Origin of the sequence: Microbacterium sp. str. 'China', from assembly GCF_002993305.1 — a bacterium.
GTDB classification, from domain to species: domain Bacteria; phylum Actinomycetota; class Actinomycetes; order Actinomycetales; family Microbacteriaceae; genus Microbacterium; species Microbacterium paraoxydans.
In genome coordinates this window covers 2603500-2617124 of record NZ_CP027434.1, presented here as the reverse complement: position 1 = coordinate 2617124, position 13625 = coordinate 2603500, and the positions used below count along the sequence as shown (strand labels likewise).

The 13625-nt window shown below is 70.2% G+C and carries 14 protein-coding genes; 7 read left to right on the top strand and 7 right to left on the bottom strand.

Annotated features, from left to right (window positions below; all coding sequences use genetic code 11):
- The first annotated feature begins 4 nt into the window (after positions 1-4).
- The 4 genes from sigK to C6C15_RS12620 all read left to right on the top strand — a co-directional run bounded on the left by sigK (position 5) and on the right by C6C15_RS12620 (position 3089).
- Positions 5-607: an ECF RNA polymerase sigma factor SigK gene (gene sigK, locus C6C15_RS12635; protein ID WP_174521451.1), complete on the top strand. Its 603-nt coding sequence runs from the start codon at positions 5-7 to the stop codon at positions 605-607.
- Positions 604-1374 (top strand): anti-sigma factor, encoded by a 771-nt coding sequence (locus C6C15_RS12630; protein WP_083370905.1) that lies wholly within the window; start codon positions 604-606, stop codon positions 1372-1374. Before sigK ends, C6C15_RS12630 begins: the two co-directional genes overlap by 4 nt.
- 29 nt (positions 1375-1403) lie before the next feature.
- A complete protein-coding gene (locus C6C15_RS12625; RefSeq protein ID WP_060923078.1) occupies positions 1404-2033 on the top strand; it encodes a hypothetical protein in 630 nt (209 codons plus the stop codon).
- Between the two features lie 171 nt (positions 2034-2204).
- Complete coding sequence (locus tag C6C15_RS12620; protein WP_105950268.1) at positions 2205-3089, top strand: aminodeoxychorismate lyase; 885 nt, start codon at positions 2205-2207, stop codon at positions 3087-3089.
- Between the two features lie 78 nt (positions 3090-3167).
- On the opposite strand, the gene pstB is transcribed toward C6C15_RS12620, so the two are convergent.
- From pstB to C6C15_RS12585, 7 genes are all read right to left on the bottom strand, one after another.
- Entirely contained in the window at positions 3168-3947 is a 780-nt protein-coding gene (pstB, locus tag C6C15_RS12615) for a phosphate ABC transporter ATP-binding protein PstB (RefSeq protein WP_025104291.1), read from the bottom strand.
- A 29-nt stretch (positions 3948-3976) separates the two neighbouring features.
- Positions 3977-5074 carry a phosphate ABC transporter permease PstA gene (pstA, locus tag C6C15_RS12610; protein WP_060923076.1) on the bottom strand — a complete coding sequence of 366 codons (1098 nt, stop codon included), beginning with the start codon at positions 5072-5074 and terminating at the stop codon, positions 3977-3979.
- A 1-nt stretch (position 5075) separates the two neighbouring features.
- Positions 5076-6059 carry a phosphate ABC transporter permease subunit PstC gene (gene pstC, locus C6C15_RS12605; RefSeq protein ID WP_060923075.1) on the bottom strand — a complete coding sequence of 328 codons (984 nt, stop codon included), beginning with the start codon at positions 6057-6059 and terminating at the stop codon, positions 5076-5078.
- A 106-nt stretch (positions 6060-6165) separates the two neighbouring features.
- Complete coding sequence (locus C6C15_RS12600; RefSeq protein WP_060923074.1) at positions 6166-7269, bottom strand: phosphate ABC transporter substrate-binding protein PstS; 1104 nt, start codon at positions 7267-7269, stop codon at positions 6166-6168.
- Positions 7270-7495: 226 nt separating this feature from the next.
- On the bottom strand, positions 7496-8482 hold the full coding sequence (locus tag C6C15_RS12595; RefSeq protein WP_105950267.1) for an NUDIX hydrolase: 987 nt from the start codon (positions 8480-8482) through the stop codon (positions 7496-7498).
- Entirely contained in the window at positions 8479-10647 is a 2169-nt protein-coding gene (locus tag C6C15_RS12590) for an RNA degradosome polyphosphate kinase (protein WP_025104296.1), read from the bottom strand. Before C6C15_RS12590 ends, C6C15_RS12595 begins: the two co-directional genes overlap by 4 nt.
- A gap of 45 nt (positions 10648-10692) precedes the next feature.
- A complete protein-coding gene (locus C6C15_RS12585; protein WP_060923071.1) occupies positions 10693-11376 on the bottom strand; it encodes a winged helix-turn-helix transcriptional regulator in 684 nt (227 codons plus the stop codon).
- A 74-nt stretch (positions 11377-11450) separates the two neighbouring features.
- Between C6C15_RS12585 and C6C15_RS12580 the strand changes: the two genes are divergently transcribed.
- From C6C15_RS12580 to ygfZ, 3 genes are all read left to right on the top strand, one after another.
- The gene (locus C6C15_RS12580) at positions 11451-11741 is read left to right on the top strand and encodes a hypothetical protein (protein WP_062636289.1); all 291 of its coding nucleotides are present in this window, start codon (positions 11451-11453) and stop codon (positions 11739-11741) included.
- Positions 11742-11888: 147 nt separating this feature from the next.
- On the top strand, positions 11889-12491 hold the full coding sequence (locus tag C6C15_RS12575) for an FABP family protein (RefSeq protein ID WP_025104300.1): 603 nt from the start codon (positions 11889-11891) through the stop codon (positions 12489-12491).
- A 12-nt stretch (positions 12492-12503) separates the two neighbouring features.
- A complete protein-coding gene (ygfZ, locus tag C6C15_RS12570; protein ID WP_105950266.1) occupies positions 12504-13619 on the top strand; it encodes a CAF17-like 4Fe-4S cluster assembly/insertion protein YgfZ in 1116 nt (371 codons plus the stop codon).
- Positions 13620-13625 lie beyond the last annotated feature (6 nt).

Sequence of the window (13625 nt, the reverse complement as noted above, 5' to 3'; positions counted from 1 at the left end):
CGGCATGCTTATGGAGATGGTCATCGATGGGATGGACGTCCCCGAGGACGGGACGGCGCCGCAGGATGCTGTCGCCGACCTCCTCGTCCGCGTCGCCTCCGGTGATCAGGCTGCCTTCGCGGCTCTGTACGACTCCCTCTCCTCCCGCGTCTTCGGTCTCATCCTCCGCGTGCTCGTGAACCGCGCGCAGAGCGAGGAAGTGCTGCAGGAGGTCTTCCTCGAGATCTGGCAATCCGCTTCCCGGTTCGCTCCGAACAAGGGACAGGGACGAACCTGGGTGATGACAATCGCGCATCGCCGGGCCGTGGATCGGGTGCGGGCTTCGCAGTCGAGTGCGGACCGGGACGTGCGCGCGGGATTCAAGGACCTCGGCGTCGCGCACGACAGCGTGGCGGAACGGGTCGAGCTGGGGATCGAAGGAGAGCGGGTCGTCGCGGCGCTGACCGGGCTTCCGGAGGCGCAGCGGGAGGCGCTCGTCCTCGCCTACTACGGCGGTTACAGTCAGAACGAGATCGCGGCGCTCGTGGGAGCACCGCTGGGCACGATCAAGACACGGATGAGAGACGGGCTGACCCGGCTCCGCACGGCGATGGGGGTGACGGCATGAACGAGAAGGACTTCACGGAGCTCGCGGCAGGTGCCGCACTCCACGCGCTCTCGGCGGACGACGAGCGTCGGTACCGCCGTGCCCTCGCCGAGCACCCGGAGTGGGCGGCGCAGGACGACGCCGACGCCGATACGGCCGCTCTTCTCGCGGACGGCGTGGCCCCGGTCGCCCCACCCGCCGGCATCCGTGCGGCCCTGCTCGCGCAGATCGCCCAGACTCCGCAGGGCTCCGCATCCGCATCCGCCTCCGAGCCCGACGGCTCCGCGGACGAGAGCCCCGCCTCCGGCGCCGCCTCTCCCGGCCCGGCTCGCCGCTGGACCCGGCTCGCGTTCGCGCTCGCCGCGTGTCTCGCGCTCCTGGTGGGCGTCGGCATCGGTGCGGTCGCGCTGAACGACCAGTTGAACCGCCCGGCGAGTGTCGTCGCGCTGCAGGAGATCGAATCCGCGGGCGACGCGCAGAAGGCGACGGTCGAGCTCGACGACGGCGCGACGGCCACCGCGCACTGGTCGGGCTCGGTCGGCAAGGCCGTGCTCGTCACGGACGGGCTGCCCGAGGTCGCGGACGGCAAGACGTACGAGCTGTGGTTCGTGCGCGGGGAGGACCCGATCGCCGCCGGCGTGTTCGATGTCGACGGCGGGGAGGCCACCGCGCTCCTCGAGGGCGAGATGCAGGCCGGCGACGCCATCGCGGTGACGGTCGAGCAGGAGGGCGGATCGCCGTCCGGGCTGCCCACGACCGACCCGGTGATCGTCATCCCGACGGCCTGAGCGTGGGAGGCGGGGCGTACCCTGGAGGGATGCCCGAGCAGCACCATCGCCCCGTGCGTCGTCCGACGAGCGCCTTCGACAACATCGTCGGCGCCCATGATCCCGCCGAGGAGACACGCGTCGCGCACGCCACCGCCTCCGCGTTGCTGACCCGCGTCCGTGAGGACGAGAGCGGGGCGAGCGTCGAGCGGCTGATCGCCTTCACGAGCGAGCACGGCATCGACGAGATCGCGGAACTGTGGTCGAAGGCGCCGTCGCGCACCCTCCCGGGGTCGCTGTGGCGGCTGTACGTCCTCCAGCTCGCGATCCACGGCGATCCGCGCACCGCGGCCCTGCTCTACGACCGGGGCCGGGTCGAGCTGCCGTCGGCCGACGCCGTGGTCGCCGGGGCGCCGGTGCCGGCGAGCCCGGACGAGCTCGTCGCGCTCATCGACACGATCCTGCGCGGCGCCTTCCGCGGCGACTTCGCCGTGGCGCTGGAGCGCGCGGCGGCGTTCTGCCGCGTCCAGGCCTCGGGGGCGACGCACACCGCCGACGACTACGAGCCCACGGAGCCCGCGCGTGCCAGCGAACTCACCACGCGGGCGCTGCGACTGAGCAGCTATGCCCAGGACCTCGCGGCGTCGGCGGCCCTGTGGCGCACGGGCGCCCTGGCCTGAGTCCGAGCGGGCGGGACATCATCCGGACAGAGAAAGACCGGGCCGCAAGAACGCCTCTCGGCGGAAGGCCGCTCGCAGCGGCGAAAATTGGAGCCCGGGGTTATGCGGCCCGGCCACTCCAGTGTAACGCGAGGACGCGGTGGGTATTCCCGGCGGCCTAGGCTCGGTGACATGACCCGTCGCTTCGCCCTCATGATCGATCCCGTCGCCGCCGACGAGCAGCGTGCCGACTACGCCGACACGTTCACGCAGGTGGACGCCGCGGCCCCCGCCCTCAGCGTCGGCGAGCTGAGCACGCAACGGGGCGATGGCGTGTTCGAGTCCATCGGCGTGATCGACGGACATGCGCAGGAGGTCGTCCCGCATCTGGAACGTCTTGCGCACTCGGCGCGACTCTGCGACCTCCCGGTGCCGAACCAGGAGCAGTGGCGGCAGGCGATCCAGCAGGCCGCAGCAGAGCTCGGCGCGGGGGAGTCGGTCATCAAGCTGATCCTCAGCCGCGGCGTCGAGCACGGGCCGACGCCGACCGCGTGGGTCACGGCGGCTCCGGCGGCGGACTTCGCCGCGGTACGGCGGAACGGCGTCAAGGTCGTCACCCTCGACCGCGGATACGACCTCGGCGCCGCGGAACGGGCGCCCTGGCTGCTGCTCGGAGCCAAGACGCTGTCCTACGCGGTGAACATGGCGGCCCTGCGCGAGGCCAAGCGCCGCGGAGCCGACGACGCGATCTTCCTGTCGAGCGACGGCTTCGTGCTGGAGGCTCCGACGGCCTCCCTCATCCTGCGCTTCGGCGACCGCTTCACGACGCCGGCCCCGAACGGCGGGATCCTGCACGGCACCACGCAGCTCAGCGTCTACGACCACCTTCTCGCGCGGGGCTTCGAGGTCGGGTACGACCGCATCCCCGCCACCGATCTGACGCAGGCTGACGCCGCATGGCTCGTGTCGAGCGTGCGTCTCGCGACCGCCATCACCGGGATCGACGGCACGCCGGTCCCCGTCGACACCGCCCTCACGGACGACCTCAACGCCTACCTCCTCTCCCCGCGAGACTGAGCCCTCCGGCGGGACGGACGGAGACGAGAACGGGCCCGGACGCGAGGCGTCCGGGCCCGAAGGTCGAAAGGGTGCGGGTCAGCCGAAGCGGCCGGAGACGTAGTCCTCGGTGGCCTGCACCGACGGGGTCGTGAAGATGCTCGTGGTGTCGTCGTACTCGATGAGCTTGCCGGGCTTGCCGGTGCCGGCGATGTTGAAGAACGCGGTCTTGTCGGAGACCCGGCTCGCCTGCTGCATGTTGTGCGTCACGATCACGATGGTGAACTCGTTCTTGAGCTCGCCGATCAGCTCCTCGATCGCGTAGGTCGAGATGGGGTCGAGGGCGGAGCACGGCTCGTCCATCAGCAGCACCTCCGGGGAGACGGCGATCGCGCGGGCGATGCAGAGACGCTGCTGCTGGCCGCCCGAGAGCCCGGAACCCGGGCGGTCGAGGCGGTCCTTGACCTCGTTCCACAGGTTCGCGCCGGTGAGGGACTTCTCGACGAGGTCGTCCTGCTCGCTCTTCGACATGCGCTTGTTGTTGAGCTTCACACCGGCGAGCACGTTCTCCTTGATCGACATCGTGGGGAACGGGTTCGGCCGCTGGAACACCATGCCGACCTGGCGACGCACGAGCACCGGGTCCACGCCGGCACCGTAGAGGTCCTTGCCGTCGAGCAGCACCTCACCCTCCACGCGGGCGCCGGGGATCACCTCGTGCATGCGGTTGAGGGTGCGGAGGAAGGTGGACTTGCCGCAGCCCGACGGGCCGATGAAGGCCGTGACGCTGCGCGGCTGGATGTCGAGGGAGACGCCTTCGACCGCGAGGAAGTTGCCGTAGTAGACGTTGAGGTCGTTGACTTCGATGCTCTTGGACACGTGGATTCCTATTCTGAGTGGTCGGGCGCTCAGCGGCCGTTGACCTTCGGGGCGAACAGCTTCGCGATCAGGCGGGCGAGCAGGTTCAGCACCATGACGATGAGGATGAGGGTGAGGGCGGCGGCCCAGGCGCGCGCGACGGCGGCGTCCGGGCTCGTGCCCTGGTTCATGTACTGGTTGTAGGCGAACACCGGGAGGGTCATCATCTGACCGTCGAAGATGTTCGTGTTGAGGCTCTGCGTGAAGCCGGCGGTGAGCAGCAGCGGGGCGGTCTCGCCGATCACGCGGGAGATGGCGAGCATGACCGAGGTCATGATGCCGGCGATCGAGGTGGGCAGGACGACCTTGAGGATCGTGAGCCACTTCGGCACGCCCAGGGCGTAGGAGGCCTCGCGCAGCTCGTTCGGGACGATCCGGAGCAGCTCCTCGCTGCCGCGCACGACGACAGGGGTCATCAGCACGGCGAGGGCGAGCGCGCCCATGAAGCCCATCGAGATCCCGGGACGGATCAGGAGGGCGAACACCGCGTAGATGAACAGACCCGCGACGATCGAGGGGATGCCCGTCATCACGTCGACGAAGAACGTGATGGCCTTGGCGATCTTGCCGCGGCCGTACTCGACGAGGTAGATCGAGGTCATCAGACCGACCGGCACCGAGATGATCGTGGCCGTGAGCGTGATGAGGACGGTGCCCCAGATCGCGTGCACGATGCCGCCGCCGTCACCGACGACGTTGCGCATCGAGTAGGTGAAGAACTCGGCGTCGAAGCGCTCGAGGCCGTTCGCCACCACGGTCCACAGCAGCGATATCAGCGGCAGCAGGGCGATGAGGAAGGCCGTGGCGACGAGGGCCGTCATCAGGCGGTCGACGGCCTTGCGGCGACTCTCGGCGATGGAGGAGATCACCGTGATGATCACCATGTAGAGCAGGATGCCGACGATGACGGTGCCCGCGATGTTGAAGTCCGCGAGCGGGGTGTCGGAGCCGGCGGCGGCGACACCGAAGACGGCGGCGGACACGACGAACGAGACGCCGAGGAGGGCCCACGGAGCCCACTTCGGCAGGCGGCCGGAGGTGAGGGCGGTGGTGCTCGCGGCGGGCGGAGCGCTGGTGAGGGCGGTCATGTCAGTTCGCTCCCGAGAACTCGGCGCGGCGGGCGACGATCCAGCGCGCCAGCGCGTTGACCGCGAAGGTCACGACGAAGAGGATGAGGCCGGTCGCGATCAGCGTGTTCACGCCGGTGCCGTGCGCCTCCGGGAAGGCGAGCGCGATGTTCGCGGGGATCGGCGTGGGGTTGGTGGCGGTGAGCACGAGGAAGCTGACGACCGCCGAGGGGGAGAGCACCATCGTCACGGCCATCGTCTCGCCGAGCGCGCGGCCGAGGGCGAGCATCGCCGCCGACACCATGCCGCCGCGGGCGAAGGGGAGGACGGCCATGCGGACCATCTCCCAGCGCGTGGAGCCGAGGGCGAGGGCCGCCTCCTCGTGGAGCTTGGGGGTCTGCAGGAAGACCTCGCGGCAGATGGCGGTCATGATCGGGATGCACATCACGGCGAGGACGAGGGCGGCGGTGAGGATGGTCTTGCCCGTCGCGGAGACCTGACCGCCGAAGAACGGCACCCACGAGGCGTTCTCGTTGAGCCACACGTAGATCGGCTGGAGCATGGGGGCGAGCACGAGGCCGCCCCAGAGGCCGAACACCACGGAGGGCACCGCGGCGAGCAGGTCGATGATGTAGCCGAGGAACGACGCCAGCCGCCGGTGGGCGTAGTGCGAGATGAAGAGCGCGATGCCGATGGCGATGGGGGCGGCGATCAGCAGGGCGATGAACGAGGCCCAGAGGGTGCCGAAGACGAGCGGCCAGACGTACACCCAGAACGACTCGCCCCGGAGGATGTGGTTGTCGGTGGTGTCGAGCTGGAACGCCGGCAGGCTCTGGATGATGAGGAAGGCAGCGACGAGCGCCAGCACGATCAGGATGATGATGCCGGCCGCCAGCGCGGTGCCGGAGAAGACCCGGTCGCCGAGGCGCTGCTTGGCCTTGATCGGTGTGGGCGGCGCCGGTGTCGGTGCCGGTGCCGTTGTCGGCTCCTGCGCGGTCGTGCTCATGATCTCCCTGTTTCGGGCCGGGTGGAGATGGATCGGGTGCTGACCTGGCGGAGCCCCCGCGCCCGCTCGGGGACGCGGGGGCACCGTCGTCAGTGGATCGGCAGGATCAGCCGACCTGGATGAGGTCGATCGCGGCCTGGACCTGCTCGCGCAGGCCGTCCGAGATCGGGGCGCTGCCGGCGTTCTCCGCAGCGGCGTCCTGGCCCTCGGCGCTCGCGACATACGTGAAGTACTCCTTCACGAGCTCCGCGACGTTGCTGTCCTCGTACTGCTCGCAGCCGATGAGGTAGCTCACCAGGGCGATCGGGTAGGCGCCGTCCGCAGCAGCGGCCGGGTCGACGTCGAAGACGAGGTCGCCCTCACCACGGCCCTCGGCGAGCGGCGAGCCCTCGACGAGCTTCGCGGCGGCCTCGGCCGAGTAGGAGACGAAGTCCTCGCCGACGCCCACGGCGACCTGGCCGAGGCCGTCCGCCTGCGAGGCGTCGAGGAAGCCGATCGCACCGTTGCCGGCGGTGAGCGCCTGCTTCACGCCCGAGGTGCCCTGAGCGGCCTCGCCACCCTGGATCGGCCACTCGTCGGAGACCTCGTAGGTCCAGACGTCGGGGGCCGTCGCGCTGAGGTACTTGGCGAAGGTCTCCTGCGTGCCCGAGGGGTCGGAGCGGTGCACCGGCGAGATCGCCAGGTCGGGGAGCTCGACGCCGTCGTTCAGGGCGGCGATGGCCTCGTCGTTCCAGTTGGTGATCGTGCCGGCGAAGATGCCCGCGATCGTGGCGGCGTCGAGGTTCAGCGTGTCGATGCCCTCGAGGTTGAAGGCGACGGCGACGGGGGAGATGTAGAGGGGGACCTCGACGATGTCGTCGGTGGTGCAGGCGCCGAAGCCGCCGGCGGCGATCTCCTCGTCGTTGAACGCGCGGTCGGAGCCGATGAAGTTGCTGCCGCCCTCGAGGAAGTTCTCGCGGCCGGTGCCCGAGCCGGTGGGCTCGTAGTTGACCGTCACATCGGGGTTGGCCGTCTGGAAGGCGGCGACCCAGGCCTCCTGGGCTGCGGTCTGCGACGACGCGCCGGTCGCGTCGATCGTGCCGGAGAGCGTGGACTCCGAGGGCTCTTCGCTGGAGCCGCCGGCTCCGCCTTCGTTCGCGGCACAGCCGGCGAGGGCGAGAGCGGCGACGGCGCCGATGGCGCCGATTCGTGCGATTCGGGAGATCTTCACTGTGGATCCTTCGATCTTGGAGGGGTGGGGCCCGGTGCAGGGCACACAGTGACGCTAGGGGCGACGGTTAACGAGACTCTCCCGCGCAGGTGAACGGCAGGTGAACGGCCGGCGACTCTCTGTCACCGATCCCCGTCACGGCGCGGCCCCGCCGTTTCGAATCGCCCACTTTGCGGCATCCCCGGCCCAGATGCAGCGAAGTGCGCGATTCGAACGGGGGGAGGGGTCAGACCTTCGGGGCGTGGGTCTCGATCGAGATGATGCCGGAGCCGGGATTGGTCGCAGAGACGTGCACCACGGAGAACGCGCCGGTCTCCAGATCGGCGGCGCTGCCGACGTACGAGCCGTGCACCGTGCCGGTCGCGAGGGCGATCTCCGAGAGGAGCGCAGGCAGCACCGGGCCGTGGCTGCAGAGCACGGCGGGCTTGCCGGCGCGGATGCGGCGGCCGACGACGGAGCGGAGATCGGCGACGCCGTCCTCCCAGGCGTCCTGGCTGATCTTCTCGGTGAGGACCGGCTTGCGGTCCAGGGCCTTGGCGAGCGGCGTGACGGTCTGCACGCAGCGCACCGCGTCGCTGGTGACGATCTTGCGCACGCCGAAAGCGCGGAGCGGTCCGACGATGGCCTTGGCCTGGCGCTTCCCGCGGTCGGTGAGCGGCCGGGCCGCGTCCGCCTTGTCCCACTCCGAACGGGGCAGGGCCTTCGCGTGCCGGAGGGCGATCACCGGGAAGGTCCGCAGCACGCCGTCGTCGACGAGGGCCGCGAACGCATCGAGGATCTCGAGGTCGACGGGGTAGCTCAGCGCGGCACGGGCCTTCTTCACGCTGACCCACTCGAGGGCGGCGATCTCGCGGTTGGGCACGAAGGTCGACGCGCGGATCGCGGCGTCCGTCGCCTCGGCAGCCCAGTAGTGCACGACCTTCTGCTTGCGGGACGCGAGGTGATAGCGGCTGATCCCGACCGGCGCGCCGAGGGCCACGCGGATGCCGGTCTCCTCGTGCACCTCACGGACGGCGGTCTCCGCGAGCATCTCGCCCGGGTCGACCTTGCCCTTCGGGAGGGTGACGTCGCGGTACTTCGTGCGGTGGATGAGCAGGATCCGCAGCTTGCCGTCGACCAGACGCCACACGACGGCGCCGGCCGCGTACACGGCCTTGTCCGCCCACTTCGCGTCGGCCGCGGACGGCGGGAGCTGGACCTGCCGCGCCGTCATCGAACCGCCCGCGCCCGACGACGTCGCTGGATCATCCCCATGGTCTTATCCTGCAGGTCGGTGAGCGGCTTGCCGTCGGCATCCACGGCGTGGCGCTCCCACACGCCGTCGCGGCCGAGGTGCCACGACGAGGTCCGGTCGTCCATCGCCAGGTCGAAGAAGGCGGTGAGCTCCTTGAGATGCGCGGGGTCGGTGACCCGCACCAGGGCCTCGACGCGCCGATCGAGGTTGCGGTGCATCATGTCGGCGCTGCCGATGTACACCTGCGGGTCGCCATCGTTCTCGAACGTGAAGATGCGCGAGTGCTCGAGGTAGCGGCCGAGGATGCTGCGCACGGTGATGTTGTCGCTGATCCCGTCGAGGTCGGGCCGCAGGCTGCAGATTCCACGCACCCACACGTCGACCTTCACCCCCGCGGCGCTGGCGCGGTAGAGCGCGTCGATGATCTCCTCGTCGACCATCGAGTTGACCTTGATGCGGATGTGCGCGGGCTTGCCCGACTCGGCGATCCGGCGCTCGGCGTCGATCAGCCGCACGAGGCCCTTGCGGAGGTGGAGCGGGGCGACGAGCAGACGCTTGAACTTCTTCTCGATCGCGTAGCCGCTGAGCTCGTTGAACAGCCGGGTGAGGTCCTTGCCGACCTGGGCATCGGCGGTGAACAGACCGAAGTCCTCGTAGATGCGGCTCGTCTTCGGGTTGTAGTTGCCGGTGCCGACGTGCGAGTAGTGCTGGAGTCTGCCCTCTTCCTCGCGGATCACGAGGGCGAGCTTGCAGTGGGTCTTGAGCCCGACGAGGCCGTACACCACGTGCACGCCGGCCTTCTCGAGCTTGCGCGCCCACACGATGTTGTTGGCCTCGTCGAAGCGGGCCTTCACCTCGACGAGCGCGAGCACCTGCTTGCCGGCCTCGGCCGCATCGATGAGGGCCTGCACGACGGGGCTGTCCCCGGACGTCCGGTACAGCGTCTGCTTGATGGCGAGCACGTGCGGATCGCGGGCGGCCTGCTCGAGGAACGCCTGGACGCTCGTGGTGAAGGACTCGTACGGGTGGTGCACGAGCACGTCGGACTTCCGGATCGCCTTGAAGATGTCGGCACGGGTGTTGGAGCCCGTCGGCTGGAAGGCCACCGCGGTCGTGGGGAGGTGCGGCGGGTACCGCAGATCGGGGCGATCGATGCGCGACAGGTCGAAGAGGCCCCGCAGATCGAGCGGCCCGGGGAGGCGGTAGACCTCCTGGTCGGTGATGTCGAGCTCGCGCACGAGGAGGTCCATCGTGACCTCGTCCATGTCGTCGGTGATCTCGAGCCGGATCGGCGGCCCGAACCGGCGGCGCAGCAGCTCGGCCTCCAGCGCCTGGATGAGGTTCTCGCTCTCGTCCTCCTCGATCTCCACGTCCTCGTTGCGGGTGAGGCGGAACGCGTGGTGGTCGAGCACCTCCATGCCGGGGAAGAGATCGCCGAGGTGGTTGGCGATGAGCTCCTCGAGACGGAGGAAGCGCTTGATCTCGCCCGTGGACGGCACCTCGACGAAGCGCGGCAGCATGGGCGGCACCTTGAGGCGCGCGAACTCCTGGCGGCCGGTCCGTGCATTGCGGATGCGGATGGCGAGGTTCAGGGAGAGTCCGGAGATGTAGGGGAACGGGTGCGCCGGGTCGACCGCCAGCGGCATCAGCACCGGGAAGACCTGCGCGCCGAAGTAGTCGGACAGCGCGCTGCGCTCGTCGTCGGTGAGATCCGACCACTCCGTGATCTCGATGCCGGAGTCGGCGAGGGCGGGGCGGACGAGCTTCGTCCAGGCGTCCGCGTGGCGGAGCTGGAGGGCGTGCGCTTCCCGAGAGATGTCGGCGAGGGCATCGACGGGGGAGCGTCCGATGTTGGTCGGCACGGCGAGACCGGTCATGATGCGCCGCTTGAGACCGGCCACGCGCACCATGAAGAACTCGTCGAGGTTGCTCGCGAAGATGGCCAGGAAGTTCGCCCGCTCCAGCTCGGGCAGCGACGGATCCTCCGCGAGTTCGAGCACGCGCTGGTTGAACGCGAGCCAGCTCAGCTCGCGGTCCAGATAGCGGTGGTCGGGGAGCTGCGAGTCCGGCGCCTCGACGGCGTCGTCGAAGTCGTCGTCTTCGGCGTCACCGAGTCCGGCGTCGGCGAGTGCGGGATCGATCATGGGGTACATCTAAGCACCGGCAGGTGTCGGGCGTGTGAACGGCGGTCAGCGCGAGCCGACCAGGCTGTCGTCCTCGTAGACGTTGAAGCGGTACCCGACGTTGCGCACGGTGCCGATGATCTGCTCCTGATCGCCGAGCTTGGCGCGGAGCCGTCGCACGTGCACGTCGACGGTCCTGGTGCCGCCGAAGTAGTCGTACCCCCACACCTCGCTGAGCAGCTGCTCGCGGGTGAACACCCGGGACGGGTGGGTGGCGAGGAAGTGCAGGAGCTGGAACTCCTTGTAGGTGAGGTCCAGCGGCCGCCCGTGGAGCTTGGCCGAGTAGGACTGCTCGTCGATCGTGACGCCGGAGGCCTGCACGCGCGCCGGTTCGGCGACCTCGTCCCGTCGCGCGAGCGCCAGACGCACGCGCGCGTCGATCTCCGCGGGGCCGGCGGTGGACAGGAGCACGTCGTCGATGCCCCATTCGCCGGACAGGGCGCTCATGCCGCCCTCGGTCACCACGAGCAGCAGCGGCGCATCCTGGCCGGTGGCCCGCAGCAGACGGCACAGCGATTTCGCCCCGACCAGGTCGTGACGGCCGTCGACGATGACGATGTCGTACTCCGGGGCATTGATCAGCTGCGCCGGCTCCGCCGGGATCTGCCGCGTGCGATGGCTCAGCAGCTCGAGGGCGGGCAGCACCTGCTCCGAGAGCGGAGCATTGGTCAGAACCAGCACCAGGGCCACGCGCACTCCTCACCGGCGGGGGGATCGACGCCGTGCCGCCATGATAGCGGCCACCGATGCGCAAGAATGGAGACATGTCAGAACCGGCACTCGCGCCCCGCAACGCCTTCACCGGCGTCATCGCGGTCTGGGCGACCGCGTTCGTCGGCAGCATCGTCATCGGGATCTTCGCTCCGGAGGAGTGGCGCATCCCCTGGATGCTGGTCGGCTTCGGCGCGGTGGTGCTGCTCTCCTTCGCCGTGCAGCTCTGGTACGGGCGCACGCAGGGCTTCATCTTCCGCGTCGCGAGCAGCGTGACCGGTGCGCTGCTGCTGATGGGGATTATCTCGGTCGGCTTCGGCCTGGCCGCCCTCATCCCCTCCTGACCCGGATCGCCGGGGGTAAGGTGGAGGTCATGGACATCATGGCGCTCGAAATCTTCTTCATCGGCCTGCTCGGCCTGGCGAGCCTCGCGATCGTTTTCGTGTCGGCCGTGGTGCTGCGCAACCTCTTCCGCGGCCAGCGCTGACGACATGATCGAACTCCCCACGGACCTTCCCGCCGACCTCGCCCCGCTGGCGTGGCTGATCGGCGTGTGGGAGGGGTCCGGGGTGATCGACTACCCGGTCGGCGAGGAGCGTCTGCAGGGCGAGTTCACCCATCGCGTCAGCTTCAGCCACGACGGGGGACCGTTCCTCAACTACGCGGCCACGGCGACCTTCGTCGGTGACGAGGGTGCGCCCGCCGTCCCGCTGACCGCCGAGTCCGGTTTCTGGCGCCTGGCGCGTCCGGCCGCGGCGACCGACGCGGGACCGGCGCTGCTGCCGCCGACGGCGACACCCGTCACCCGCACGGTCGACGACGTGGAGGCGCTGCGGTCCGACAACGGCGCGTTCCCGCTCGAGGTGTCGCTGGCGCGCTCGGACGGCATGCTCGAGTACTACCTCGGCGAGATCAACGGACCGCGGGTCGACCTCGCGTCGGACGCGATCGTGCGCGGCGCCGGTGCCAAGGACTACGGCTCCGCCTCGCGGATGTACGGGCTCGTCGACGGGCACCTGCTGTGGGCGTGGGACATCGCCGCCCTCGGCACACCTCTGCGGGCGCACGCCTCGGCACGTCTCGCTCGCGTCTGAACGGAGCACACCGTGAGCACCAGCGTCTTCGACGGCGTCCCCGGCGCGACAGCAGGGGAGCGCGGGATCGCCCACTTCGGCGATCCGTTCCGGGAGCAGCGCCGCCTCGCGGCCGGAACGGCGATCGCGCCCCTCGACGACCGGGCGGTCATCGAGGTGTCCGGCCCCGAACGCCTCCCCTGGCTCGACTCCATCACGTCGCAGGCGGTGGGTCATCTGCGCGCGGGGGAGAGCACCGAGCTCCTCGTCCTCGATCCGCAGGGACGGGTGGAGCACGCGGCCGGGGTCCTCGACGACGGCACCTCGACCTGGCTCCTGGCGGACGCCGGCGATGCCGAGGGTCTGGCGACCTGGCTGGCGCGGATGAAGTTCCGCACCCAAGCCACGGTCGAGCTGCGCCCCGACCTCGCGCTGCTCGGCTTCGTCGACGGCGGTCCCGCGGCCGAGCGCGTGCGCGGCCTCGACGACGCGCCGATCTGGGTCGACCCGTGGCAGCAGGTCGCCGTCGGCGGCCATCAGTATGCCGACGTGGCCGCGCACCCCGGGGCCGACCTCGCCTGGCGGGTCGGCATCGTGCCCGAGGCGGCGGCGCGGGCGCTCGCCGCGGAGCTCGATCGGGAGGACGCCGCCGGTCTCCTCGCCGCCGAGGCTCTGCGCATCGCCGCCTGGCGCCCGCGGTGGGCGGCCGAGGTGGACGAGCGATCGCTGCCGCACGAGTCGGACTGGCTCCGCAGCGCTGTGCACCTGAACAAGGGCTGCTATCGCGGCCAGGAGACGGTCGCGAAGGTGCACAACCTCGGCCATCCGCCGCGGCGGCTCGCTCTGCTCCAGCTCGACGGCAGCGACGCCGTGCTTCCGGAACCCGGAGCCCCCGTGTTCGCGGGCGACGACGAGGTCGGGCACATCACCTCCTCCGCGCGGCATCATGAAGACGGGCCGATCGCCCTCGCCCTCCTGTCCCGTCGCGCGCCGATCGGTGATCTCGTCGTCCGGGCCGAAGGGATCGACATCGCCGCGTCCCAGCAGATCATCGTCCCGGCCGATGCCGGCGCCACCGCGGACGTCCCGCGCCTGACCCGGCTGTCCCGCCGCCCGACGGCGCCCGATCCCCGCGACGGCGGCGTTTGAGCGGGA

Bases quoted from the DNA above. Each gene is read 5' to 3' on its own strand.
- sigK (WP_174521451.1), top strand. From the start codon at position 5: ATGCTTATGGAGATGGTCATCGATGGGATGGACGTCCCCGAGGACGGG.
- C6C15_RS12630 (WP_083370905.1), top strand. From the start codon at position 604: ATGAACGAGAAGGACTTCACGGAGCTCGCGGCAGGTGCCGCACTCCAC.
- C6C15_RS12625 (WP_060923078.1), top strand. From the start codon at position 1,404: ATGCCCGAGCAGCACCATCGCCCCGTGCGTCGTCCGACGAGCGCCTTC.
- C6C15_RS12620 (WP_105950268.1), top strand. From the start codon at position 2,205: ATGACCCGTCGCTTCGCCCTCATGATCGATCCCGTCGCCGCCGACGAG.
- pstA (WP_060923076.1), bottom strand. From the start codon at position 5,074: ATGACCGCCCTCACCAGCGCTCCGCCCGCCGCGAGCACCACCGCCCTC.
- pstC (WP_060923075.1), bottom strand. From the start codon at position 6,059: ATGAGCACGACCGCGCAGGAGCCGACAACGGCACCGGCACCGACACCG.
- C6C15_RS12595 (WP_105950267.1), bottom strand. From the start codon at position 8,482: ATGACGGCGCGGCAGGTCCAGCTCCCGCCGTCCGCGGCCGACGCGAAG.
- C6C15_RS12590 (WP_025104296.1), bottom strand. From the start codon at position 10,647: ATGATCGATCCCGCACTCGCCGACGCCGGACTCGGTGACGCCGAAGAC.
- C6C15_RS12580 (WP_062636289.1), top strand. From the start codon at position 11,451: ATGTCAGAACCGGCACTCGCGCCCCGCAACGCCTTCACCGGCGTCATC.
- C6C15_RS12575 (WP_025104300.1), top strand. From the start codon at position 11,889: ATGATCGAACTCCCCACGGACCTTCCCGCCGACCTCGCCCCGCTGGCG.